Annotated in this window: 25 protein-coding genes; 15 read left to right on the top strand and 10 right to left on the bottom strand. The window is 66.4% G+C overall.

The genetic code is table 11. The features are described from left to right. The first annotated feature begins 15 nt into the window (after nucleotides 1-15). On the top strand, nucleotides 16-450 hold the full coding sequence (locus TSO5_RS09820) for an ArsC/Spx/MgsR family protein (RefSeq protein ID WP_109151412.1): 435 nt from the start codon (nucleotides 16-18) through the stop codon (nucleotides 448-450). A 6-nt stretch (nucleotides 451-456) separates the two neighbouring features. Here TSO5_RS09820 and TSO5_RS09815 read toward each other — a convergent pair whose 3' ends face one another. Next, complete coding sequence (locus TSO5_RS09815; protein ID WP_085089201.1) at nucleotides 457-852, bottom strand: acyl-CoA thioesterase; 396 nt, start codon at nucleotides 850-852, stop codon at nucleotides 457-459. A 108-nt stretch (nucleotides 853-960) separates the two neighbouring features. On the opposite strand from TSO5_RS09815, the gene parE reads away from it, so the two are divergent. From parE to TSO5_RS09790, 5 genes are all read left to right on the top strand, one after another. Next, nucleotides 961-2,949 carry a DNA topoisomerase IV subunit B gene (gene parE / locus TSO5_RS09810; protein WP_109151411.1) on the top strand — a complete coding sequence of 663 codons (1,989 nt, stop codon included), beginning with the start codon at nucleotides 961-963 and terminating at the stop codon, nucleotides 2,947-2,949. After that, nucleotides 2,949-3,626, top strand: a complete 678-nt coding sequence (locus tag TSO5_RS09805) for a hypothetical protein (RefSeq protein WP_109151410.1) — start codon at nucleotides 2,949-2,951, stop codon at nucleotides 3,624-3,626. The genes parE and TSO5_RS09805 overlap by 1 nt, the downstream gene beginning before the upstream one ends. Continuing rightward, nucleotides 3,568-4,044: a hypothetical protein gene (locus TSO5_RS09800; RefSeq protein ID WP_109151409.1), complete on the top strand. Its 477-nt coding sequence runs from the start codon at nucleotides 3,568-3,570 to the stop codon at nucleotides 4,042-4,044. The genes TSO5_RS09805 and TSO5_RS09800 overlap by 59 nt, the downstream gene beginning before the upstream one ends. 125 nt (nucleotides 4,045-4,169) lie before the next feature. Then, entirely contained in the window at nucleotides 4,170-4,976 is an 807-nt protein-coding gene (locus tag TSO5_RS09795) for a hypothetical protein (protein WP_247870676.1), read from the top strand. Nucleotides 4,977-5,065: 89 nt separating this feature from the next. After that, nucleotides 5,066-5,620 carry a hypothetical protein gene (locus tag TSO5_RS09790; protein WP_109151408.1) on the top strand — a complete coding sequence of 185 codons (555 nt, stop codon included), beginning with the start codon at nucleotides 5,066-5,068 and terminating at the stop codon, nucleotides 5,618-5,620. A gap of 6 nt (nucleotides 5,621-5,626) precedes the next feature. Here TSO5_RS09790 and TSO5_RS09785 read toward each other — a convergent pair whose 3' ends face one another. Together TSO5_RS09785 and TSO5_RS09780 are read right to left on the bottom strand one after the other, a co-directional pair. Continuing rightward, on the bottom strand, nucleotides 5,627-6,352 hold the full coding sequence (locus tag TSO5_RS09785) for an alpha/beta fold hydrolase (RefSeq protein WP_109151407.1): 726 nt from the start codon (nucleotides 6,350-6,352) through the stop codon (nucleotides 5,627-5,629). 16 nt (nucleotides 6,353-6,368) lie between these two features. Continuing rightward, complete coding sequence (locus TSO5_RS09780; RefSeq protein ID WP_109151406.1) at nucleotides 6,369-6,914, bottom strand: hydrolase; 546 nt, start codon at nucleotides 6,912-6,914, stop codon at nucleotides 6,369-6,371. Between the two features lie 257 nt (nucleotides 6,915-7,171). Between TSO5_RS09780 and TSO5_RS09775 the strand changes: the two genes are divergently transcribed. Both TSO5_RS09775 and TSO5_RS09770 read left to right on the top strand, forming a co-directional pair. Next, nucleotides 7,172-8,731: a DEAD/DEAH box helicase gene (locus TSO5_RS09775; protein WP_109151405.1), complete on the top strand. Its 1,560-nt coding sequence runs from the start codon at nucleotides 7,172-7,174 to the stop codon at nucleotides 8,729-8,731. 4 nt (nucleotides 8,732-8,735) lie between these two features. Continuing rightward, a complete protein-coding gene (locus tag TSO5_RS09770; protein ID WP_085089209.1) occupies nucleotides 8,736-8,978 on the top strand; it encodes an Lrp/AsnC ligand binding domain-containing protein in 243 nt (80 codons plus the stop codon). 234 nt (nucleotides 8,979-9,212) lie between these two features. Here the strand turns inward: TSO5_RS09770 and TSO5_RS09765 are convergent, their stop codons facing one another. From TSO5_RS09765 to TSO5_RS09755, 3 genes are all read right to left on the bottom strand, one after another. Next, nucleotides 9,213-9,626, bottom strand: coding sequence for a winged helix-turn-helix domain-containing protein (locus TSO5_RS09765; RefSeq protein ID WP_109151404.1), 414 nt, complete (start codon nucleotides 9,624-9,626; stop codon nucleotides 9,213-9,215). 17 nt (nucleotides 9,627-9,643) lie between these two features. Next, entirely contained in the window at nucleotides 9,644-10,771 is a 1,128-nt protein-coding gene (locus TSO5_RS09760) for a PLP-dependent cysteine synthase family protein (RefSeq protein ID WP_109151403.1), read from the bottom strand. A gap of 92 nt (nucleotides 10,772-10,863) precedes the next feature. Next, nucleotides 10,864-12,552: a cache domain-containing protein gene (locus TSO5_RS09755; RefSeq protein WP_158282390.1), complete on the bottom strand. Its 1,689-nt coding sequence runs from the start codon at nucleotides 12,550-12,552 to the stop codon at nucleotides 10,864-10,866. 234 nt (nucleotides 12,553-12,786) lie between these two features. Here TSO5_RS09755 and TSO5_RS09750 point away from each other — a divergent pair, with 234 nt between their 5' ends. Continuing rightward, complete coding sequence (locus TSO5_RS09750) at nucleotides 12,787-13,518, top strand: DUF6065 family protein (protein ID WP_109151401.1); 732 nt, start codon at nucleotides 12,787-12,789, stop codon at nucleotides 13,516-13,518. On the opposite strand, the gene gmk is transcribed toward TSO5_RS09750, so the two are convergent. Together gmk and TSO5_RS09740 are read right to left on the bottom strand one after the other, a co-directional pair. Then, on the bottom strand, nucleotides 13,519-14,166 hold the full coding sequence (gene gmk / locus TSO5_RS09745) for a guanylate kinase (RefSeq protein ID WP_109151400.1): 648 nt from the start codon (nucleotides 14,164-14,166) through the stop codon (nucleotides 13,519-13,521). Between the two features lie 26 nt (nucleotides 14,167-14,192). After that, nucleotides 14,193-15,059, bottom strand: a complete 867-nt coding sequence (locus TSO5_RS09740; RefSeq protein ID WP_109151399.1) for a YicC/YloC family endoribonuclease — start codon at nucleotides 15,057-15,059, stop codon at nucleotides 14,193-14,195. 243 nt (nucleotides 15,060-15,302) lie between these two features. On the opposite strand from TSO5_RS09740, the gene TSO5_RS09735 reads away from it, so the two are divergent. Beyond that, the gene (locus TSO5_RS09735; protein ID WP_109151398.1) at nucleotides 15,303-16,064 is read left to right on the top strand and encodes an SDR family NAD(P)-dependent oxidoreductase; all 762 of its coding nucleotides are present in this window, start codon (nucleotides 15,303-15,305) and stop codon (nucleotides 16,062-16,064) included. Between the two features lie 25 nt (nucleotides 16,065-16,089). Here TSO5_RS09735 and TSO5_RS09730 read toward each other — a convergent pair whose 3' ends face one another. Together TSO5_RS09730 and rnd are read right to left on the bottom strand one after the other, a co-directional pair. After that, the gene (locus TSO5_RS09730; RefSeq protein ID WP_247870675.1) at nucleotides 16,090-17,349 is read right to left on the bottom strand and encodes a hypothetical protein; all 1,260 of its coding nucleotides are present in this window, start codon (nucleotides 17,347-17,349) and stop codon (nucleotides 16,090-16,092) included. Between the two features lie 302 nt (nucleotides 17,350-17,651). Then, entirely contained in the window at nucleotides 17,652-18,842 is a 1,191-nt protein-coding gene (gene rnd / locus TSO5_RS09725; protein ID WP_109151542.1) for a ribonuclease D, read from the bottom strand. Nucleotides 18,843-19,185: 343 nt separating this feature from the next. Here rnd and aspS point away from each other — a divergent pair, with 343 nt between their 5' ends. The 5 genes from aspS (at nucleotide 19,186) to frr (ending at nucleotide 24,506) form a co-directional block, all read left to right on the top strand. Beyond that, nucleotides 19,186-21,012, top strand: a complete 1,827-nt coding sequence (gene aspS / locus TSO5_RS09720; protein ID WP_109151396.1) for an aspartate--tRNA ligase — start codon at nucleotides 19,186-19,188, stop codon at nucleotides 21,010-21,012. A gap of 241 nt (nucleotides 21,013-21,253) precedes the next feature. Then, complete coding sequence (rpsB, locus tag TSO5_RS09715) at nucleotides 21,254-22,039, top strand: 30S ribosomal protein S2 (RefSeq protein WP_109151395.1); 786 nt, start codon at nucleotides 21,254-21,256, stop codon at nucleotides 22,037-22,039. Nucleotides 22,040-22,188: 149 nt separating this feature from the next. Continuing rightward, the gene (tsf, locus tag TSO5_RS09710) at nucleotides 22,189-23,121 is read left to right on the top strand and encodes a translation elongation factor Ts (protein WP_109151394.1); all 933 of its coding nucleotides are present in this window, start codon (nucleotides 22,189-22,191) and stop codon (nucleotides 23,119-23,121) included. Between the two features lie 67 nt (nucleotides 23,122-23,188). Beyond that, on the top strand, nucleotides 23,189-23,944 hold the full coding sequence (gene pyrH / locus TSO5_RS09705) for a UMP kinase (protein WP_109151393.1): 756 nt from the start codon (nucleotides 23,189-23,191) through the stop codon (nucleotides 23,942-23,944). Between the two features lie 4 nt (nucleotides 23,945-23,948). After that, nucleotides 23,949-24,506 (top strand): ribosome recycling factor, encoded by a 558-nt coding sequence (gene frr / locus TSO5_RS09700; protein ID WP_109151392.1) that lies wholly within the window; start codon nucleotides 23,949-23,951, stop codon nucleotides 24,504-24,506. Nucleotides 24,507-24,511: the final 5 nt, after the last annotated feature.

The following is a 24,511-nucleotide window of genomic DNA, read 5'->3' as shown; positions in this document are numbered from 1 at the left end:
GCAGCGGAGTGCCCCATGGCCGAGGTGATTTTCTATGGATTGGCCGGTTGCCCGGCGAACGCCAAGCAGAAGCAGCAGCTGACCTCCGCCGGTCACACGCTGGTCGAACGCGACATCGCCACCGCCGATCTGACGGCGGCCGATCTCCGCGCCTTCTTCGGCGACAGGGAGGTCGACGCCTGGTTCAACCGCCGCGCCGCCGCGGTGAAGTCCGGCACCGTCAAGCCCGCCGCCCTCGACGAGTCCATGGCGCTGGCCGCCTTGCTGGCCGACCGCGAGCTGATCCGCCGCCCGCTGATCCAGGTCGGCGACCGTCGCGAGGCCGGCTTCGACCCCACCACGCTCCACGCCTGGATTGGCCTGACCTCCGGCGAAAGCTGCGATGACAAGCACGCCCGCGGCCAGTGCGACCACGGCCACCAGCATTTCGTCAAGGCGCCGGCTGCCTGAGGCGTCTTACTCCGGCGGCACTTCGCGCGGCTTGCGGTCCTCGCCGATGGCGACGTAGGTGAACACGCCCTCCGTCACCTTGATCGGATCGGAGCCGGAGCGTTCGCGCCGCACCCAGGTCTCGATGCGGACGCGCAGCGACGTGCGGCCGACCTTCTCGATGCGGGCGAAGCAGCTGACCTCGTCGCCGACGAAGACCGGCTTGTGGAAGGTCATCGCCTCGATCCCGACGGTGGCGACGCGGCCATGGCTGCGCCGCACCGCCACCGTGCCGCCGGCCAAATCCATCTGCGCCAGCAGCCAGCCGCCGAAGATATCGCCGTTCGGGTTGGTGTCCGCCGGCATCGCGATGGCCCGCAGGGCAGGGCCATTGTCGAAGTCATATGTGTCCGCTGCGCTCATGCTTCCTCCGGCGTCACGAAAAATTCCTGCCCCAAAGCCTGTGGCACCGCACTATAAACGGCCCAGGACGCGCTTGCGCACCCCTGACGAAATTCCTATCATCCCGTCATGAGCGATCTTTTCGAGAACACGGCCCCCAAGGCCGACAGCTATTCCGCCCAGGACATCGAGGTTCTGGAGGGGCTGGAGCCTGTCCGGCGCCGACCGGGCATGTATATCGGCGGCACCGACGACCGTGCGCTGCACCATCTGGTGGCGGAGGTCCTGGACAACGCCATGGACGAGGCGGTAGCCGGTCACGCCAGCCGAATCGACCTGGAACTGGGCGCCGACTATACGGTGATGGTGCGCGACAACGGGCGCGGCATCCCCATCGACGACCACCCGAAATATCCGGGCAAGTCGGCGCTGGAGGTCATCATGACCACATTGCACTCCGGCGGAAAATTCTCCAACAAGGTCTACCAGACCTCGGGCGGTCTGCACGGTGTCGGCCTGTCGGTGGTGAATGCCCTGTCGGACCGGCTGACCGTCGAGATCGCCCGCGAAAAGCAGCTCTACGTCCAGGAATACAGCCGCGGCCTGCCGCAGGGGCCGCTGGCCCATCGCGGCAACGTCAACCGGCGCGGCACCACCATCCGCTTCCACGCCGACCCGGAAATCTTCGGCGAGTCCGCTCACTTCGAACCGCATCGGCTCTATCGGCTGGCGCGCTCCAAGGCCTATCTCTACCGCGGCGTCGAAATCCGCTGGAGCTGCGACCCCTCGCTGCTGTCGGTCGATGCCACCACGCCCGCTTCGGAAACCCTGCATTTCCCCGGCGGGCTTCAGGATTACCTGAACGCCGCGCTGAAGGACCGTAAGACGCTGACGCGGGCGCCCTTCGCCGGCGCGCTCGACTTCCCCAACGGCCAGGGCCGGGTGGAGTGGGCGGTTGCGTGGCCCGACGATGACGAGGGCTTCTCGCACACCTACTGCAACACCGTGCCGACCCCGCAGGGCGGCACGCACGAGGCCGGCCTGCGCACCGCGCTGACCCGCGGCCTGAAGGCCTATGGCGAGCTGACGAACAACAAGCGCGCCGGGCAGGTTACCGCCGACGACGTGATGGGCGACGCCTGCGTCCTGCTGTCGGTCTTCATCCGCGAACCGCATTTCCAGGGCCAGACCAAGGAAAAGCTGGTGACGGCGGAGGCGCAGCGCCTCGTCGAGACCGCGGTGAAGGACCACTTCGACCATTGGTTGTCCGGTGATCCTCAGAGCTCCAACGGCCTGCTTGAACGCCTGATCGAAAAGGCCGAGGAGCGGGCGCGCCGCAAGCAGTCCAAGGAAATGACGCGCAAGTCGGCCACCCGCCGCCTGCGCCTGCCCGGCAAGCTGGCCGACTGCTCGCGCAACTCCCCGGAGGGCACCGAGCTGTTCCTGGTGGAGGGCGATTCGGCCGGCGGCTCCGCCAAGCAGGCGCGCCAGCGCGAGACCCAGGCCATCCTGCCGCTGCGCGGCAAGATCCTGAACGTCGCCAGCGCGTCCGTCGACAAGATGAAGGCCAACCAGGAGCTGAACGACCTGACCCAGGCGCTGGGTTGCGGCATCGGCAAGGACTTCTCGACCGACAAGCTGCGGTACGAGCGCGTCATCATCATGACCGACGCCGACGTGGACGGCGCCCACATCGCCTCGCTGCTGATGACCTTCTTCTACCGCGAGATGCCGGGCCTGATCCAGGAGGGCCACCTCTACCTCGCCCTGCCGCCGCTCTACCGTCTCAGCCACGGCAACAAGCAGGTCTACGCCCGCGACGACGCCCACAAGGACGAGTTGCTGTCGAAGATGTTCAAGGGCAAGAAGCCCGACATCAGCCGCTTCAAGGGCCTGGGCGAGATGATGCCGGCCCAGCTGCGCGACACGACAATGGACCCGTCCAAGCGCTCGCTGCTGCGCGTGGTCGTGCCCAATGCCGCGGATCCGGAGGAAAAGCCGGAATGCGAGCGCACGCGGTCGCTGGTGGAAGACCTTATGGGCAAGCGGCCGGAGCTGCGCTTCAAGTTCATCCAGGACAATGCGAAGTTCGTGAAGGCCGACGACATCGACGTTTGATGGCGGCGGCGCGGAGGCGCGAGATCGGCGGAGGCTTCGTGGAGCTGTCGAGGAACCTGCTGGAACAGGCGTTCGAGATGATGGGTGACCTTGCCGCACAGGACGGCAAGGTCATCGACATCGCGGTTTACGGGGGATCGTGTCTTTTGCTTGCCGGCAACATCCGCGACGTGACACGAGACGTCGATGCGGTGTTTCTCAGCGAACGCAGCCGCGGCTACCAGTTGGCCGATGCTGTTGGGCGCCGTCTCGGCCTACCCGAAGACTGGCTCAATCAGGCGGTGAAGAGCGTCGCTCCGCCGAAGGGCAATCCTCAGCCGAACCTGCTTCCGTTCGGGGAGTTTCCCAAAAAGGGGCCGGTCGGTCTTCGCGTCTACCTGCCGACCCCCGAATACATGCTGGCGATGAAGTTGCTCGCCAACCGGCTTGACGATCCCGAAGGTCTGGCCCGGGACAGGCGGGACCTTTATTTTCTGATGGATGTCACAGGCTTGGCAACGCCAGAGCAGTTGGCTGAACTCGTGACGCTCTGCTATCCGCAGGTTCCCGGAATAAATGCGCGCATCGCCGCCAAGATCGACGACATCGTTCAAGGCTACGCCGACCGGGGGTGCGAGAATGACCGACGACCTGAACCGCCGTCCTGGAACGCTGGCCGCGGCCGTCCGACGCTATAAGTCCGGTCAGCAGACATTCTCGGTGGCGTTGGGCGAATTCCTCGACGAATTCTACATGGACCGGGACGAGGCCAGCCGCTATGCCCGGGTCCAGGAGTCGCCGGAACTGCTCGGCGACGACGTCTTCGATGCCTATGCTGGGGCAGTGGGCGAACATCTGGTGCGCCGTTGGCATCTCGGCACGCCACCGGACTGGACCGAAGAAGCCTGCCGCTTCCTTCGCCGCCCCTGGTTCCCTCCGGGGGTGCAGGCGGAAAAGCCGATCCTGCTGGTCGAAAGCCCGATGGCGTTCCGCCGTCGTATGCTGTTCGTCGAAGCCGAACCCCTGCGGCGGGCGCGCATGCCGCATGACGACCGCTGGCGCGCATATGAATACCTCAGAACCGGCATGATGCCGGACGCCGACGACCAGCCCTGAAGTCTGGATAGAATTTTCCACACCCATTTCGCCGTTTTGGGGAATGCGCCTTCTGGGCTAACATTCGCGATGCCGCCATTCCGGGAGACAGTCTCGCGGATCACGGCCCGACCCGCAGGAGGCGCATGCCCCCCTTGACCCATTCCGGTGCCGACAATGCGCCCGATCCCATCCCGCCCGAGATGGTCGCCGACGTGTTGTCACCGTTGCTTCCCTTCGTCACCGACCTCTTCGTTCCCCGCTACCAGCCATGCGAGGTCGGGCGCTGGCGTTTGCGGGTGGCGCCGATCCTGCTCAGTGCCGGCTACTGGAGTTCGGCGCTGTTGACGAGCGGTACAGCCACCCTGCTGCGGCGCGAGGCGGACGGCGATTTTCATTGCTGGATGTCGATGACGCCGATGGAGATCGAGAGCCAGGAGATCGGCGTCCGCGCCGCCACCGGCCATACGGTGGTGATGGGAATGGGCATGGGCTGGGCGGCGGTGAACGCGGCCCTGCGGCCGGAAGTGACGCGGGTCACGGTCGTCGAACTCGATCCCGACGTGATCGAGGTCAACCGCAGCGTCGGCCTGTTCGACCAGCTTCCGGCGGAGGCAGTGGCCAAGATCACCATCGTCAACGGCGATGCGCTGGAATTCCGCACCGACGAGCCGGCCGACACGCTGATGACCGACATCTGGTTGCCGATCAACGGTGACGAGCGGATGGAGCAGTCCCGGATCATGGCGCGCAACACCGGCGCCCGGCGGGTCTATGTCTGGGGCCAGGAACTCGTCATCGCCCGCCGCGCCAGTGCGCTCGGGCTGGAATTGACCGACGAGACCGTGGCGCGGATCGTCGCCGAATTCGATCTTCCGCTGATCGGGCCGGAGCTTCCCGGCTATCCGTCGCTGATCGGCCACGTCGCGGACAAATGGCTGAAGGACGTGTGACGCTCAGGTCACGCACCGGGCCGACCCACTCGTCCGGTGCGGCACCGCTCCCCATATCGGGGGCAGCGACATCAACGGACGATCACATCATGCGCATGCTCCCGCCGCTCGCCGCCCTCCTGCTGGGCGCTTCGACTCTCGCGGCCTGCTCCAACGAGCGGGTGGTGGCGAGCGAGCCGACCCCGGCCTACACGCGCAGCGAAGTCGCCTATGCGGCGGGGAATCGCGACCTGCGGGTGGTGCTGCACGGCGACCCCTTCGGCCTCCCGCCGGAGCGCTTCGCGGAGAAGGTGCTGCCGCACATGCAGAACCGCGTGATGGGCGTGAAGACCACTCTCACCACCACGCCCAACGATACGGCGCGGCGCGACTACAAGGTGGTGCTGGCCTTCAATGTGGCGGAAAACACGCTGAACTCGGAGCTTTGCACGAACGGCCCGATCCGGACCTCTCCACCGGGCGGGGCCATCGTCGTGCAGGGGGCGTTCTGCCGATCGGGTGCCGCGCTGACCTCCGCCACCGGGTGGCTCGACCGGCCGCAGGGGCCGGACGATCCGGATTTCCGCAGCCTGATCAGCGACATGACCTTCTCGCTGTTCCCCAGCCCGCGGGCGGAACTGTTCTGCAATGGGTCCGACTGCTGAGCCCAATCAGTCCCGCAGCAGCCAGTCGCGCATCAGCGCGGTGACCGCCTGCGGCTGTTCCATCGCCGACAGGTGGCCGCAGTCTTCGATCAGGACCAGCCGGGCGCCCGGGATGGCGTCCGCCATCTCCTCATGCAGGGCCGGCGGCGTCAGGATGTCCTGGCGCCCGCAGATCACCAGGGTCGGGCAGCGGATGGCGGCCAGCCCCGGCCGGCTGTCCACCCGGTTGATGATCGCCTCCTGCTCCCGCGCATAGCCGTCGACGCCCACGCGCTCCATCTGTGCCAGAACCGAGCGGACAAATCCGTCATCGGCCAATCGGTCCGGGTGGATCAGGCGGGGCAGGGCGGCGCGGATCACCTGCCCATAGCGCCCCTGACGGGCGAGCGCCACCGCCTCCCGCCGGGTCGCCGTCGCCTCCGCCGTGTCGGCGCGGGCGTTGGTGTCGAGCAGGGCCAGCCGCTCCACCCGCTCCGGTGCGCGGCGCAGAATCTCCAGCGCGACATAACCGCCCATCGACAGGCCGGCGACGGCGAAGCGCTCCGGCGCCTGGGCCAGAACCTTGTCGGCCATCGCCGCGATGCTGGGGCAATCCGCCAGTTCGACCACCTGCGGGGCGGCGATGTCGCCGAGGTGCCGGACCTGATGGTCCCACAGAGCCGCGTCCAGCGGCATGCCGGGCAGCAGGATCAGGGCCGGGCGGCCGGCAGAGCTGGTAGAGTTAGCGGACATGCGGCTTCTCCTGCGCTCACTTCACCAGTGCGCTGACGACCTTGAAGACCGGCGTGCCGGCCCGTTCCATCCACTCGAACAGCACCATCTCGGTGGTGACGATGGTCACGCCGGCGGCACGCATCCGCTCCAGCGCCATGGCGTGGTTGGCAGGGGTGCGCGACGACGCCGCGTCGGCGACCAGATAGACCGCGTGGCCCTGCTGGCGCAGCCCCAACGCGGTCTGCATCACGCAGACATGCGCCTCCGTGCCGCACAGCACGATCTGCGGGCGATTCAACGCCTCGACCGCCGCATTGAAGGCCGGCTCGCCGGTGCTGCCGAAGGTGATCTTCTCGATCACCGGCGAGCCTTCCGGCAGGTGGGCGCGCACCGCGTCCACCGTCGGCCCCAGGCCGCGCGGATACTGCTCGGTGACCAGCACAGGCACCGACAGGGCGGCGGCACCCTTCAGCAGCATCGCGGCGTTGCGGACGACGCGCTCGGAGTCGTGGATGGCCGGCAGCAGCCGTTCCTGCACATCCACCACCACCAGCACCGATTCCTGGGCACGAAGAATCATCAAATGCTCTCGACCGTTCCATTTGAAGCGGACAGCCCCCCATCGGGGCGCCGGCAAGCGCCGCGACTCGCGGTACTGCCGGACGACAGCCTAGCGCAGAGCGCCGAATTCGCCAACGCAGTGTGTTTTCGCGCCAATTTTCGGTTTCGGAACATCGGATCTATTGACATGCAGCTTTGACTTCCTATTCTTCGGCCTCATCCAGGCATCGGGCGTCGAACGCTCGATTTCCGCACTCCAGAACAGAAACAGGTTGGATGCTTTTTTCGGAACTTGGGCTTGGCCCTGACGTCCTGCGCGCCATCGAGGACAAGGGTTACACCCAACCGACGCCCATTCAGGAACAGGCAATTCCCTGTGTCCTGCAACGCCGCGACGTGCTCGGCTGCGCGCAGACGGGCACCGGCAAAACGGCGAGCTTCACCTTGCCCATGATCGACATCCTGGCGTCGGGCCGTGCCCGCGCGCGGATGCCGCGGTCTCTGATCCTGGAGCCGACGCGCGAGCTGGCAGCCCAGGTGTCGGAAAGCTTCGAGACCTACGGCAAGTACCACAAGCTCAGCATGGCGCTGCTGATCGGCGGCGAGACCTTCACCGAACAGGTGAAGAAGCTCGACCGTGGCGTGGATGTGCTGATCGCGACTCCGGGTCGTCTCATCGACCTGTTCGAGCGCGGCAACATCATGCTGAACGACATCAAGGTCTTCGTCATCGACGAGGCCGACCGCATGCTCGACATGGGCTTCATCCCGGATATCGAGCGCATCGTCAGCAAGCTGCCGAAGAACCGCCAGACCCTGTTCTTCTCGGCGACGATGCCGCCGGAAATCCGTCGTCTGGCCGATGCCTTCCTGACCCAGCCGCTGGAGATCAGCGTCGCTCCGCCCGCCTCGCCGGCGGAGACGGTGACCCAGGCGATGGTGCTGGTCCATGACATGGACAAGCGCAAGGCGCTGCGCCATCTGCTGCAGACCGAGGACGTCAAGAACGCCTTCATCTTCTGCAACCGCAAGCGCGACATCGCCGTCCTGCAGAAGTCGCTGGAGCGCCACGGCTTCAATGTCGGCGCGCTGCACGGCGACATGGTGCAGTCCAAGCGCACTGAGACGCTGGAGCGGTTCAAGCAGGGCGAGATTTCACTGCTGGTCTGCTCCGACGTCGCCGCCCGCGGCATCGACGTCCAGGGTCTCAGCCACGTCTTCAATTTCGACGTGCCGCTGACCCCCGACGACTATGTCCACCGGATCGGCCGCACCGGCCGTGCCGGCAAGCAGGGCAGGGCCTTCATGCTGGCCACGCCGGACGACACGAAACTTGTCGGCGCAATCACGCGCCTCATCAAGCGGGAGATTCCCATGATCGCCATCGACGGCCTGGAGACGGCCGAGTTCGGCGAGGAAGACGGCAGCTCCCGCGGTCGTGGCCGTGGTCGTGGCGGCCGTGGTGCCAAGCCGGACAGCCGCTCGGAAGCCCGTCCGCCCCGCGGCGGCCGTGAAGAGCGCGCCCCGCGTGAGGAGGCTGCCGCTCCCCGCGAGGAGCGTCCGGCCCGTGAAGAGCGCCCCGTCCGCGAGGAGCGTTCCGTGCGCGAAGACCGTCCGGTTCGTGAGGAGCGCCAGCCCCGCGAATCGCTGGCCGCCGCCGAATCCCGCCGCAGCAACGAGCCGCGCCGCGACCGTGACCGTGGCGACCGCCGCCGCCGCCGCGACGACGATGACGATGATGTGCCGGTGATCGGCTTCGGCGATCACATGCCGGCCTTCATGCTGCGCTCGGCCCGCCCGCGTCCGTCCAGCGAAGCCTCGACCGAGGAGGGCTGAGCCCGTGCAGACCATCTTCGTCATGGTCAAATGCGATCTCGGTCGCGCCTATGAAGTCGCCGATCAGGCGGTGCAGCTGATCGAACAGGTGTCGGAGGTGCATTCCATCTCCGGCCAGTATGATCTGCTGATGAAATGCTACCTGAAGCAGGACGACGACATCGGCCGCTTCGTGACGGAGCATGTGCAGACGCTTCCCGGCGTCCGCGACACCTTCACGCTGATTGCATACAAGGCGTTCGCGTAGGCGGCACGTTGGGTTGGATAAGAAAAGGCCGGGCAGTTCGCCCGGCCTTTTTGTTTCGGCAAAGCCATCGCCCCCCTCCCTCCCACGGCTCCGCCGCGGGTCCCTCCCTCCCCCGCCTTCGGCGGTAGAGGGGAAGAAAGCGGCAGTTCCCTCTCCCGCGGAACGCGGGGGAGGGTTAGGGAGGGGGCAAGCGCACCCAGCTCAACCCGCATACTCAGTCGACGACCGACAGCCTCACCGTCCACACCCTGGCCCCACCCCCGGATCGCCGGCAAAGCTCCCGTCGTCCACCTGCTTGTCCGCGCCGTAATCCGGATTGATCCCCGCGGCCAGCGCCGCCAGCCGGTGGGCGGTCGCCACATGCGCCTCGCGCTCGACCGCGCGGTAATGGTCGATCACCTGTTCGCCGAACCCGGTCAGCACCGTACCGCCGCCATGCTTGCCGCCGACCGCGGCGCTCACAACCGGCTCGCGGAAGATGCGGTTCAGGTCGTCCACCAGCAGCCAGGCCCGCCGATAGGACATACCCAGCGCCCGGCCGGCGGCAGAGATGGAGCCAGTCTCGCGGATCCGCTCCAGCAGAGCGATCTTGCCGGGACCGATCGAGCCACCGGTCTCGAAATCGATGCGGATCCGCATGCGGGTCATGGCCGCCGGCTCCCCGGTCAGCGCCCGGCCGTTTCCAGCCCGTCGCCGCTCCAGGCGCCGGTCCGGAAGAAGCCGTCGATCCGCTGGCACCACGGGTCGATGTCAAACCCGTTGGCCTGCAGCCAATCGCGGTTGAAGTAGGTTCCCATATAGCGGTCGCCGGGATCGCAGATCAGCGTGGCGACGCTGCCCTGCCGGCCCTCGCGCATCATTTCGGCGATCAGCTCGATGGAGCCCACCAGATTGGTGCCGGTGGAGCCGCCGCAGGCGCGGCCCAGCCGCTCGCGCAGCACCCAGACGGCGGCGATGCTGGCGGCATCGGGCACGCGGATCATCCGGTCGATCACCGTCGCTTGGAAGGACGGCTCCACCGTCGGCCGCCCGATGCCCTCGATGCCGGACCCCCGTCCGACGCTGGCCTTCGGGTCATTGTCGCGAAATCCGGCGAAGAAGGCGGAATGCTCCGGATCGGCGACGCACACCCGCGTCGGCAGCCGGCGATAGCGCACATAGCGCCCGAAGGTGGCCGAGGTACCGCCGGTGCCGGCGCCGCAGACGATCCAGTCCGGCACCGGATGCGGTTCCTGCGCCAGCTGTTCGAAGATCGACTGGGCGATGTTGTTGTTGCCGCGCCAGTCGGTGGCGCGCTCCGCATAGGTGAACTGGTCCATGAAATGGCCGTCGCAATCGCGGGCCAGCCGCTGCGCCTCGGCGCAGACCTCCGACGCGCGCTCCACCATATGGCAGCGGCCGCCATAGAACTCGATCTGCGCGATCTTGGCCGGCGAGGTGTTGCGCGGCACCACGGCGACGAAGGGCAACTCCAGCAGCTGGGCGAAATAGGCCTCCGACACCGCTGTCGATCCCGATGACGCCTCGATCACCGTCGTGCCCTCGCGCACCCAGCCGTTGCAGATAGCATAGAGGAACAGCGACCGCGCCAGCCGGTGCTTCAGGCTGCCGGTGGGGTGTGTCGATTCGTCCTTCAGGTACAGCGTGATCCCCTGCGCCGCCGGGACCGGAAGCCGCAGCAGGTGGGTGTCGGCGGAGCGGTTCACGTCCGCCTCGAGTCGCCGCAGCGCCTCGTCGAGCCAGCCCCGGCGGGCAGAGGTGGAGGTGGTCTGAGCGGGGGAGGGGGCGGTCATGGAGTCCTGTCCGGCAATTCGCTGGCCCCATCCATAGCGCGGAATTTTACCGAATGCATCCGGTAGAATACCCTCCCCACCGCATCAGGCGGTCAGCCCTGGCGGATGCGGGCGACGAAGGCGGACACTTCGCCCAGCATGCGGTCGGCGCGCTCGCCCACCGCGCGGGCCGCGGCGGCGACCTCGGCGGAGGCTTGGCCGGTGGCGGTGGCGTGGGTGCACACCAAGTTCAGGCTGTCGGACACCGAACTGACGCCCTGCGCCGCCTCGTTGACGTTGCGGCTGATGTCGCGGGTCGCCGCCCCCTGTTCCTCGATGGCGGCGGAGATGCTGGACGCGACGCTGTTCACCGTCTCGATGGCGCCGCCGACCCCGCGCATCGCCTCGACCACCGACGAGGTGGCGTCGGTCATGGCGGCGATCTGCGCTTGGACATCGTCGGTGGCCTTGGCGGTCTGGTTGGCGAGGTTCTTCACCTCGCTCGCCACCACGGCGAAGCCCTTACCGGCCTCGCCGGCGCGGGCGGCCTCGATGGTGGCGTTCAGGGCCAGCAGGTTGGTCTGTTCGGCGATGGAGCGGATCAGGTCGACCACCTCCACCGTGCGCCGGGCGACGCTGTCCAATTGCTCGATCAGGGCATAGGTGCGGCGGACATCTTCCACCGCGCGGGCCGAGCCGGTCGTCGATTCGGCGATCTGCTGGGCGATCTCGCGGATCGAGGCGGCCAGCTCCTCGGTGGCGCCGGCCACCGCCTGGACATTGCCGGAGGTCGTCCCCGCGGCTCGGGCGGCGCCGTCCATCAGCCGGGTGGTCTGTTCCGCCCCGCTGCTCATGGCGCCCGACGTGTGGGTCAGCTGACCCGCCGACTCGGCGACAGAGCGGACCAGTGCGCCGACGGTGCCTTCGAACTCGTCGGCCAGCCGCTTCATGGTCGCGCGACGGGCCTCATCGGCTTCCCGTTCCAGCGCGGCATGGCGGCGGCGCAGATCTTCAGCCTCGATGGCGCTGAGACGCAGGGTCTCCACCGAGCGGGCCAGTGCCCCCACCTCGTCGGCGCGGTCGGTGCCGGCGACCTGGGTGGCGAGATCGCCCTTGGCGATGCGGCCGGTGGCGGAGGCGATGCCGTCCAGACCCTTGCCGATGCGCGACACCAACTGGAAGCCGAACAGCCCCAGCGCCAGCGCCGCCGCCAGCGTCACCGCCAGCGTGTTGATCAGCGTGCTGCGGAAAGCTGCGTCGACATCGTCGATGTAGACGCCGGTGCCGATCATCCAGCCCCACGGTTCATAGATCGCGGCATGGGCCAGCTTCGGAAACGGTTCGGTGCCGCCGGCCTTGGGGAAGTTGTAGATCAGCGTGCCGTCGCCGTTGCGCGCCGAGTCGATCAGTCCGCGGATCACCATCACGCCGTTGCTGTCCTTGAAATCGGCCAGCTTGCGGGTGCCTTCCAGGTCGGGGCGGACACCATGGAACACGTTGGTGCCGTCGAACTCGTAGCCGAACATGTATTCATTGCCGAAGAAGCGCAGGGCCCGCAGCGCAGACTTGGCGCGGTCCTGTGCTTCCTCGCGGCTGAACTCGCCCTTGGCGGCGCGCGCGTCGTAGGACTTCATGATCGACAGCGAGGTCTGCACCACCGCCTCGATGGATTTGTGGTATCCCTCGACCATCGTCTCGCGCTTCGATGTCGCCGACCAGATGCCGGCCACCAGGATGGTGACGAGGAACAGCCCCTGAAGGATCAGGAGCTTCGCCTTGATGCTGTTGAGTTTGGTGAACATTGCCCAGCCCCACACGATACGCGCGCCACCGCGGCCGTCGCCAGCAGGCACGGCATAGTGCGGTTCGCTAATTGATATAACTCTAATGCGAAGTGTGACACATACTTGGGTACTCCGCGACTGCGCAATCTCTAACGGGGGCCTAGGAATAATCCGGATGGACAGGCGGCCGGTTGTGACCATCGCCAGCCTCAGGGTTACACCGGATGGCGAAGTCTGGCAGGATGCGGCGCCATGACGCTGACCGCTTATCCGCTCTCGGGTGTGCTGCCCGACATCCGCCCGGCCCGTCCGACCCGCGACTGGATCGACGCCCTGCCGGAGCAGTACGGCTATCGCTGCCTGCCGCTCAACATCGCCAGCATGCATGGGTGGGAGGTCTGCTGCCCCGTGAGGGTAATGGCGGTGTGGGACGGCGGCACCGGGTTGGAGGCCATCACCGTCACCGCGGAGGAGCCGCACCCCCTGCTTCCCGCCAGCCATTTCGGCAGCGGCGTGCTGACCTTCCACGTCGCGGCGCTGTTCCGTACGCCGCCGGGCGTCAACCTGATGGTCACCGGGCCGCTGAACCACCCGAAGCACGGCATCATGGGCCTGTCGGGCATCATCGAAACCGACTGGTCACCGTACCCCTTCACCATGAACTGGAAATTCACCGCGCCCGGCGTACCGGTCACCTGGGAGAAGGGCGAACCCTTCGCCCATCTGATGCCCATCCAGCGCGGTCTGGTAGAGAGCCTGACGCCGGAGGTGCGTGACCTCGACAGCGATCCGGAGACAGCGGCGCAGTACCGTGGCTGGGCGGCTTCGCGCAGCCAGTTCAACAACGACCTGCAGACGCCGGGCAGCGCCGCCGCGCAGGAACGCTGGCAGAAGGGCTATTACCGCGGCAAACAGCCGGACGGTACAGACGGTCCGCCCGGCCATGAAACCAAGGTCCGGGCGAAGCCGTTTCCAAGCAAGTAGTTACAGCGTGTCCTGGATGCTGCGCACGAACTCCGGCAGGCCGACCTGACGGCGGCGGCGCAGCCGTTCGGCATGCAGGATCGACTCGACCGCATTGATGCTCTCGTTCACGTCGCTGTTGACGATCACGTAGTCATATTCCGGCCAATGGCTGATCTCGTTGGACGCCTTCGCCATGCGGTTGGCGATGACCTCCTCCGAATCCTGGCCACGGCCGCGTAGGCGGCGTTCCAGTTCGCTGACCGACGGCGGCAGGACAAAGACGCTGACCAGATCGTCGCGGGCATTCTGCGCCAGCTGCTGCGCACCCTGCCAGTCGATGGCGAACAGCACATCGCGCCCGGCGCCCAGCGCATCCTCCACCGCCACCCGCGGCGTGCCATAGCAGTTGCCGAAGACGCGGGCATGCTCCAGCAGGTCGCCGGTCTCCGCCATGTGGTCGAAGCGCTGCTGATCGATGAAGTAGTAATCCAGCCCTTCGGCTTCGCCGGGGCGCATCGGCCGGGTCGTCACCGACACCGACATGGTGATGCCGGCATCGCGGTCCAGCAGGCCGCGGGCGATGGTGGTCTTGCCGGCGCCCGAGGGGGAGGACAGCACCAGCATCAGGCCGCGCCGGTGGATCAGGGAGGTGTTGGTCGCAGCCATGGCGCTCACTCACTCGCTGTTGCCAGTTATTCGATGTTCTGGACCTGCTCGCGCAACTGCTCGATCGAAGCTTTCAGCGACAGGCCGATGCGGGTCAGTTCGACGTCCGCCGATTTGGAGCAGAGCGTGTTGGCCTCGCGGTTGAACTCCTGGCACAGGAAGTCGAACCGGCGGCCGATCGCTCCGCCCTCCGCCATCAGGTCGCGCGCGGCCTGGATGTGGGCGCGCAGCCGGTCCAGCTCTTCGCGCACGTCGGCCTTGCCGATCAGGATCGCAGCCTCCTGCGCCAGCCGGTCCTCCGACAGGGCGGGGAAGGAGCCGAGGATCGCGGCAACCTGGGCGCGCAGCTTCTCGCGCAGCGCCTCCGGCTGGGTGGAGGCGCAGGCCGACGCCGCGTCCACCAGCCGGGCGATCTCGTCGAGATGGCCGTTCAGAACCTCGGCAATGCGGGCGCCTTCGGCGAGGCGGTTGACCACCAGTTGGTCGACCAACTTGGCCAGATCGCTTTTCAGCGCCGATTCGACGCGCTCGCGCGCCTCGGTCTCGTCCTCTTCCACCGGCTCGATGATGCCGCGAACCGCCAGCAGCGAATCCAGCCGCGGCGGGGCGGCGCCGGCCCCTTCGATCTCCCGCGCGATCTCCAGAACCTGGGCCAGAAGCTCGCGGTTGATGCGCAATTGGGAGACCGCCTGGGCGCGATTGACGGTCAGCGTCAGGTTGACATTGCCGCGGGCCAGCCGCTTCGGCAGCTCGGCGCGGGCCACCGCCTCGACGCTGTCGAAGCCGGATGGCAGGCGGCAGCGCAGATCCAGGCTGCGGCCATTGACGCTCTTGGCCTCGAAGGTCCAGGAATAGCCGTCGCCGTGCCCGTCGACGCGCGCGAAACCGGTCATGCTGGCAATGACGGGGCGATGGGCTGGCAAAGGCGGCCTCATTTGCAAAGCGGTGTCGATTTGTGTCGTGCTTATAGATCGGATCGCGCCAAATCGGAATCGATTTGGAGCGTGAATCCGATCGTCAAACATAAAGCTATAGCGTCGTGCGTTTCATAGGAAACGCACGACGCTATAAACGCGACATCACCCCACAACAAGCTTCGGCGCCATCCGGCAGCCGGTGAACAGGGCGGAACCTCCATGAAACAGCCGCGGTCCATCGTCATCACCGGCGCTTCCAGCGGCATCGGCGAGGCGCTGGCTGTCCTTTACGCCGCGCCCGGAACAGCCCTCGCGCTGACCGGCCGCGACTCCGCGAGGCTGGAGGCGGTGGCCGGACGCTGCCGCGCCGCCGGCGCCGATGTGGAGACGGCGGTGATTGACGTGGCCGACCGTGCCGCCATGGCCGGTTGGCTGGCTCAGGTCGATGCCGCAACACCGGTCGATCTGCTGATCGCCAACGCCGGCATGTCGGCCGGCACCGGCGACGGAGGCGAGACGGAGGAACAGGCCCGGCGCATCCTGTCGGTGAACATCGACGGCGTGCTGAACAGCATCCACCCGCTGCTTCCGGTCATGCGGGCGCGGCGGCGCGGCCAGATCGCGATCATGGCGTCACTGGCGGGATTCCGCGGTCTTCCCGGTGCGCCGGCCTATTGCGCCAGCAAGGCGATGGTGCGTGTCTATGGCGAGGCGTTGCGCGGCGATCTGGCGGGGGAGGGGATCGGCGTGTCGGTGATCTGCCCCGGCTTCGTCAAAAGCCGGATGACCGCGGTCAACCGCTTTCCCATGCCGTTCCTGATGGAAACGGATGCCGCCGCGAAAGTCATCCGCCGTGGACTGGAGCGCAACAGGGCGCGAATCGCGTTTCCCTGGCCGATGATGGCCGCCGTTTGGGTGCTGGCCCTGCTTCCCCCGGCCTGGACCGACGGTCTGCTGCGGCAAGCGCCGCGCAAGCCGTGAGCGCTGGGCTCAATCCGCCCAGACTTCAATCCACCTTGGCGTGCGCGATGGCCTCGCGGACGCTGACGCCCTTGCGCATGATGTTGTCGACCGCGCGGCCCTGGACCAGATTGATGCCCATCTTGTGGGCATAGACCAGGCTGGTCACGCTGTCGCAGCGCGCCAGGATGAACTTGCAGCGGTCCTGCTCAGCGATGCGCTCGCGGAAATACTTCTCGAACTGCGGGTCCATCTCCAGCATGTCGTTGGACCAGAAGATCTTTGCGTAATCGGCGTTCAGATATTCCAGATCGAAGTTTGTCACCCAGAACGGGTTCAGCCCGTCCACCGCGATCTGGTACCGGCGGTCCTGTGCGAACTCCACCACCTCGTTGAACAGTGACAGATTCTCGATCAGGTCGCCCTTCGACACCTCCAGCACCACCTGCCCGCGGAAATCGATCGGCAGACGCTCGTCGAACTTCACGAAACCGGTGGAGATGACGGTCGACAGGTTGATGTTAATGCCGATCCGCCGCCCGCGCATGAAGCTCAGGCCATGGTTCAGCGCGCGCAGAACCGACTGGTCGAGGTTGGCGGTGAAGTAGTTGAACAGCCACTTGTTGGCGGTGATGTCGTAATCGGGGCACAGCCGCTCCTGGAGCAGCTTTATGGAGATGTAGAGTTCATAATACTCCATCTCCGCATCGCCGCTGCCGATGTTGGCGATGCCCTGGTTGAACAGGAAGGGCGACAGATCGAACATCTGCATCGAGCGTTCGAGCTTGCCCAGTTCCTCCAGCGTGATCGGCGGCTTGGTCTCGGTGACGTGTTGCCCGGTCTCGTTCGCCTGCAGTTCTTCGATGAAACGGATGACGTTGATGAAGTTCAACGCCAGTTCCATGATCGAATAGAGCGAATATTCCTTGTAAGGGTTCGGCCCGGTCAGCGTCGTCTTCGACAGGAAGACCTGTTCCACCGTCTGGCAGACGTCGGTAACGCCGGTCAGCTTCAGCCCCTTGTAGAGGATGATGACGTCGCCGTTGGAGATATTGAAGGATTGCAGATAGGAGGCCTTGGTCGCCAGTTCCTGGATGATGGAGCGGACCATCATCTGGCTGGTCGGATCGCGGTCCTTCAGAAGCGACAGATGCATGTGGATCAACCGCATGCCCTGCAATTCGTTCTTCGCCGACCGCAGCAGGTTCAGGAGCTTGTCGTTGTCGAATTCCGGCTTCTGGTCCTTGGCGGCGGCGACGGCGGCCTGCTTTTCCGTGGTGGAAAGCCGGACACGGTCCCGTCCCATGGGTGGTCTGCCGCCAAACCTGCTCATACCTTGCTCACTCCCACAACAAGCGTCACGCCTGCCAACCACCCATGTCTTCGGCCGCTCGTTGTTCGGCAGCCTTTTGCTTTCCGTCCGGGCGCTTTCGCCCGACCGATTCCGGCGGCCCGCGAGCCGGCCGGGCATGCCCGATCCTACGAAGCCGAACCGATCTTAACGGTAACTTTCTTTAAAAAGCCCTTAAGGCTAAAGTCCGGGCGCAGGAGGCACCCGGACCACCGCAAAAGGCGCCGCAATCATCGAAGCGACGCCATCCGAAAAGGTCAAGTTTCGGATTCGGGCGAATCGGTCGTGTGGCGCGGTTCGCCAGCAGGAACGATGCGGACGCGACGGTCTATGACCGCAAGTCCGATCTTTCCGTGCTTCAGGGCAAGTGCATCATTACCGAACAGTTCGCGCCGCCAGCCCTGCATCGCCGGAATCTCTGCCCGATCATCAGCCGCCAACGCCTCCAGATCGGACGAGGACGCCACCAGCTTCGCCGCGACATTGTTCTCGTCGCACTTCATCTTCAGAAGCACGCGCAGCAATTCGACGATCGGTTGCAATCCGGGGGGTGGCTCCTCGCGCGGTTCGACGCGGGGCAGGGCGCTGTCCGGCAGATCCAGCCCGGCCTGCACCGCGCCCAGCACGTCGGCGCCCTGACGCCCCTCAGCGAAGCCCCGGCCCAGACCGCGGGTGCGGGCGAGGTCGTCGACCGTGGTCGGCGCGTGGGCGGCGATCTCCAGCAGAGCCTCGTCGCGCAGCACGCGGGAGCGCGGCTGGTCGCGGCGCTGGGCCTCGCGCTCGCGCCACGCCGCCAGCTCCTTCAGGATGGCCATGAAGCGCGGCTTGTTGGTCCGCACCTTCAGCCGCATGTAGGAGCTCTCCGGATCGACCTGATAGGTCGCCGGATCGGTCAGGATCGCCATCTCCTCTTCCAGCCAATGCGAGCGGCCGGAGCGGGCGAGGCGGCGCTTCAGCTTCTCATAGGCCGGGCGCAGGTGGATGACGTCGGACAGGGCATAGGTCAGCTGGCGGTCGGTCAGCGGCCGGTGCGACCAGTCGGTGAAGCGGCTGGACTTGTCGATGCGGGCGCCGGCCAGCTTGGTCACCAGCGTCTCGTAGCCGACGCTCTCGCCGAAGCCGCAGACCATCGCCGCGACCTGGGTGTCGAACAGCGGATGCGGGATCTGGCCGGACAGGTGCCAGAAGATCTCCACATCCTGGCGGGCGGCGTGGAACACCTTCAGCACCGACGGGTCGCTCATCAGCGCGAACAGCGGCGCCAGGTCGATGCCCTCGGCCAGCGGGTCGATGGCGACCGCGCCGTCGGGCCCGCCGACCTGCACGAGGCACAGTTGCGGCCAATAGGTCTTTTCCCGCAGGAACTCGGTGTCGACCGTGATGTACTCGGCCCCTGCCAGCGACTGACAGAAGGCCTGAAGGGCGTCGGTTGTCGTGATGAGCGTCATGGTTGCTTCATACACGACCGTGCGGGTGCGCGAAAGTCCGCCGACGCGCGGAGCCGATGCGCGTTGCAAAAGGGCGGGGCGGTAGGCCCGGCGGCCGGATTTTCCCGCTCCGCTTATCCCACGGCCCCGGCGGTGTTAAACTGGGGTCCGGCGGTCGAACGGCCGGCGGATGGAACGATTGAACAGGGTGGCCCGGGATGTTTCATACTGTTCCAAACGTTCCATCCGGGCTCCCGCCGCACTGCGCTGCACCCTATCGCGGCTTGACTTTCGCGCGCGTCCGGTGTGGTGTGTCGAACCGCTTTTTCCGCCGGAATCCGCCCTTTTCAAGGTGTTTCGACCCATGCACCCCTACCGCACGCACACCTGCGGCCAGCTTCGTGAAGAGAATGCCGGTGAAACCGTCCGCCTGTCGGGCTGGATGAACCGGAAGCGCGACCATGGACAGCTGCTGTTCATCGACCTGCGCGACCATTACGGCCTGACGCAGTGCGTGGTCGATACCTCCAACCCGGCCTTCGAGGTCGCCAACCGGCTGAAGCTGGAATCGGTCATCACCGTCACCGGCAAGGTGGTGAAGCGCACGGCCGAGACCATCAACGACAAGCTGCCCACCGGCCGCATCGAACTGCAGATCGCCGAACTGACCGCCGAAGGCGAGGCTGAGCAGATCCCGCTGCAGGTCAACCAGGACACCGATGCCGGCGAGGACGTGCGCCTGCGCTACCGCTTCCTCGACCTGCGCCGCGAGCGCATCCACGAGAATATCATGCTGCGTTCGCGCGTGATCGCCTCGGCGCGCCGCCGCATGATCGACCAGGGCTTCACCGAGTTCCAGACGCCGATCCTCACCGCCTCCTCGCCCGAGGGCGCGCGCGACTATCTGGTGCCGAGCCGCAACCATCCCGGAAAGTTCTACGCCCTGCCGCAGGCGCCGCAGCAGTTCAAGCAGCTGCTGATGGTCGCCGGCTTCGACCGCTACTTCCAGATCGCCCCCTGCTTCCGCGACGAGGACGCCCGCGCCGACCGCAGCCCGGGCGAGTTCTACCAGCTCGATTTCGAGATGTCCTTCGTCACCCAGGAAGACGTCTTCGCCGCCATCGAGCCGGTGCTGCACGGCATCTTCGAAGAGTTCGGCGGTTTCCGCCGCGAGTCGAAGCCGGTCATCGACGGGCTGCCGTTCCGCCGCATCTCCTTCGCCGAATCGATGCTGAAGTACGGCAACGACAAGCCGGACCTGCGCAACCCGCTGGTCATCACCGATGTGACCGAGGTGTTCAAGCGCGACGACGTCGAATTCCGCGCCTTCAAGCAGACGCTGGAAAAGGGCGGCGTCGTCCGCGCCATCCGCGCGCCGAAGGTCTCCGACCGTCCGCGCAGCTTCTTCGACAAGCTGAACGACTGGGCCCGCGGTCTCGGCGCCCCCGGCCTCGGCTACATCGTCATGGAAGCCGGCGGCGGCAAAGGTCCGATCGCCAAGTTCGTGCCGGAGGCCGCTCAGGCCGCCCTGCGTGAGCTGGCCGGTCTTGAGGACGGCGACGCGATCTTCTTCGTCTGCGACCAGCCCGGCCCGGCGGCCAAGCTGGCCGGCCTAGCCCGCACCCGCATCGGCGAGGAGCTGGACCTGATCGAGAAGAACGCCTTCCGCTTCTGCTGGATCGTCGACTTCCCGATGTACGAACTGGACGAAGAGACCAACAAGGTCATCTTCAGCCACAACCCGTTCTCCATGCCCCAGGGCGGCCTGAAGGCTCTGGAGACGATGAACCCGCTCGATATCAAGGCCTACCAGTACGACATCGTCTGCAATGGTGTGGAGCTGTCGTCCGGCGCCATCCGTAATCACCTGCCGGAGGTGATGTACAAGGCCTTCGAGATCGCCGGCTACCCGCCGGAGGAGCTGGAAGCCCGATTCGGCGGCATGCTGAGCGCGTTCAAGCTGGGCGCCCCGCCGCACGGCGGTTCCGCCCCTGGCATCGACCGCATCGTCATGCTGCTGGCCGACGAGCCGAACATCCGCGAGGTCATCGCCTTCCCGCTGAACCAGCGCGCCGAAGACCTTCTGATGCAGGCCCCGGCGCCGGTCGACACTGCCCGCCTGCGGGAGCTGCATCTGAAGCTCGACCTGCCGAAGCCGAAGGTTGCGGCCCCGTCCGCGCCGCAGGCGTAAAGGAACTTTCACCGGTCCTTGGCGGTTTGCTGAAAAGGCCATCCGGACGCTGGTCCGGGTGGCCTTTTTCCTTGTCAACATGCGCGTGCGGGGCTATGTAAGCGCCGTCGTCAAAACCTCACGCGGGCTGGCGGACCTTCGGTTTTACTCCGATGGCCCGATCCGGTGTCTTCAGCCATGGTTTCCATGCGCTGTCGACAATGCCCGCGGCGGAGCAACCGGAAAAAGGGATTTTTTCCACATGACCATGCCCACCTTCACCATGCGCCAGCTGCTGGAAGCCGGTGTCCACTTCGGTCACCACACCCGCCGCTGGAACCCGAAGATGAACCAGTACATCTTCGGCGTCCGCAATGGCGTGCACATCATCGACCTCGAGCAGACCGTCCCGATGCTGCACCGCGCCCTGCAGGCCGTGCGTGACGTCGTCGCCGGCGGTGGCCGCGTCCTGTTCGTCGGCACCAAGCGCCAGGCCCAGGAGCGCATCGCCGAGGCTGCCGCCAAGTGCGGCCAGTACTACGTCAACCACCGCTGGCTCGGCGGCATGCTGACCAACTGGAAGACGATCTCCCAGTCGATCAAGCGCCTGCGCGAGATGGAAGAGCGTCTGGGCGGTGACACCTCGGGCCTGACCAAGCGCGAAATCCTGGAGCTGACCCGCGAGCGCGACAAGCTGGAGCGTGCGCTGGGCGGCATCAAGGAGATGGGCGGCCTGCCGGACGTCATCTTCATCATCGACACCAACAAGGAGTCGATCGCGGTCAAGGAAGCCAACAAGCTGGGCATCCCGGTCATCGCGGTCCTCGACAGCAACTCCGATCCGGACGGCGTGGCCTTCCCGATCCCCGGCAACGACGACGCCCTGCGCGCCATCGAGCTGTACTGCGACCTGACGGTCGGCGCCGTGCTTGACGGCCTGCAGGCCGAGATGAGCGCCGCCGGCATCGACGTGGGTGCCGCCGAGGATGCCCCGGCCGAGCAGCTGCCGGAGGAAGAGACCGCCGCCGCCGAGACCGCCCAGGCCTGACCCTGACGGTTCAAGGGCAGCCGGGCCTTATGACCTATGGCCCGGCTGCCTTTTTTATGGGCTGGCTTTTTTATGGGTTGCCACCCGTTTTGACTTTGTGACTCAATCCGATCCGCCTGCCGGATCGCTTGGAAGGAAGAGGGCGCAACATGGCCGAGATTACCGCCTCGCTCGTCAAGGAACTGCGCGAGAAGACCGGCGCGGGCATGATGGACTGCAAGAAGGCGCTGAACGAGACGCAGGGCGACCTCGAGGGCGCCGTCGACTGGCTGCGCAAGAAGGGCCTCGCCGCCGCTGCGAAGAAGTCGGGCCGCGTCGCCGCCGAGGGGCTGGTCGCCGTCGCCACCGCCGGCACCAAGGGTGCCGTCGTCGAGGTGAACGCCGAGACCGACTTCGTCGCCCGCAACGACAAGTTCCAGGCTTTCGCCGCCAAGACCGCCGAGCTGGCGCTGACCTCTGCCGGCGACGTCGAGGCACTGAAGGCCGCCACCTATCCGGGCACCTCGCACACCGCCCAGGATGAGCTGACCAGCCTGATCGCCACCGTCGGCGAGAACATGAACCTGCGCCGCGCCGTCACCCTGTCGGTCTCGGCCGGTGTCGTCGTCAGCTACGTCCACTCGGCCATCGCGCCGGGCCTGGGCAAGATCGGCGTTCTGGTGGCTCTCGAGTCGACCGGCGACACCGCCAAGCTGGCCGACCTCGGCAAGCAGATCGCCATGCACATCGCCGCTGCCCGCCCGGACGCGCTGGACATCGCCGATGTCGACAGCTCGTCGCTGGAGCGTGAGCGCAATGTGCTGGCCGAGCAGGCCCGCGCTTCGGGCAAGCCGGAGAACATCATCGAGAAGATGGTCGAAGGCCGCGTCCGCAAGTACTACGAGGAAGTCTGCCTGCTGGAGCAGACCTACGTGATCGACGGCGAGACCAAGGTCCGCAAGGTGGTGGAGAACGCCGCCAAGGACATCGGCGCTCCGGTCAAGGTCACGGCCTTCACCCGCTTCGCGCTGGGCGAGGGCATCGAGAAGGCCCAGTCGGACTTCGCCGCCGAGGTCGCTGCCGCTGCCGGCGGTCAGGGCTGAGACCGGTAAGGTCGAACGCTAAAGGTCCGTACGCCGCATTCTGAAACAGCAAGGGAGCGTTCCCCCCATGGTCGAAACCACCGGGACCACCGCGCCGGCCGAGGGCGTCCGCTACAAGCGCGTTCTCCTCAAGGTGTCGGGCGAAGCGCTGATGGGTCAGCGCGACTATGGTCTGGACCCGGAGATGGTGAACCGCATCGCCAACGAGGTGAAGGCGGTCATCGCACTCGGCGTCCAGGTCTGTCTGGTCATCGGCGGGGGGAACATCTTCCGGGGTGTGAAGGGTGCGGCGAGCGGCATGGAGCGTGCTTCGGCCGACTATATCGGCATGCTCGCCACCGTGATGAACGCGCTCTCGATGCAGAGCGCGCTCGAACGGATGGGCGTCAGCACGCGGGTGCAGTCGGCCATTCCCATGGCGACGGTCTGCGAGCCCTATATCCGCCGCCGCGCCGTCCGCCACATGGAAAAGGGCCGGGTGGTGATTTTCGCCGCCGGCACCGGCAACCCCTTCTTCACCACCGACACCGCCGCGGCGCTCCGCGCGTCCGAAATGGGCTGTGACGGTCTGCTGAAGGGAACGCAGGTCGATGGCGTCTATACCGCCGATCCGAAGAAGGATCCGTCGGCCGAGCATTACGAACGCCTCACCTACATGGACGTCCTGACCAAGGACCTGCAGGTGATGGACGCTTCGGCGATCGCGCTGTCGCGCGAGAACCACATTCCCATTCTGGTCTTCTCGATCCACACGCCCGGCGCCTTCGCCGAAGTGATGCAGGGCCGTGGCAAGCACACCATCATAACGGAAGAAAGGGAGTAGGCCCGTGGCTGCGCCCGACCTATCGGATCTGAAGCGCCGCATGGAAGGCGCGCTTGACTCGTTTCGCAAGGAACTGGGCGGTCTGCGCACCGGCCGCGCCTCGTCCAATCTGCTCGAACCGGTGATGGTGGAGGCCTATGGCAGCCGCATGCACCTGCGCGAGGTCGCGACGGTCTCCGTTCCGGAGCCGCGCCTGATCTCGGTGCAGGTGTGGGACCGCGGCATGATCAAGGCGGTCGAGAAGGCCATCCGCGACAGCGGCCTGGGCCTGAACCCGCAGGCCGAAGGCCAGGTCATCCGCGTGCCGCTGCCCGACCTGACGCAGGAGCGCCGCGCCGAACTGGCGAAGGTCGCCCACAAGTACGCCGAGCAGTGCCGTATCGCCGTCCGCAACATCCGTCGCGACGGGATGGACGGCCTGAAGAAGGCCGAGAAGGCCAGCGAGATCACCCAGGACGAGCACAAGGTCCAGGCGGACAAGGTGCAGGTGCTGACCGATCAGCACATCAAGCTGGTTGACGACACGCTTGCGCAAAAAGAAAAGGAAATTATGCAGGTCTGATCCGG

The organism is Azospirillum sp. TSO5, assembly GCF_003116065.1.
GTDB lineage: Bacteria > Pseudomonadota > Alphaproteobacteria > Azospirillales > Azospirillaceae > Azospirillum.
The sequence above is the reverse complement of the archived record's forward strand: the minus strand, read 5'-3'. Positions and strand labels throughout refer to the sequence as shown.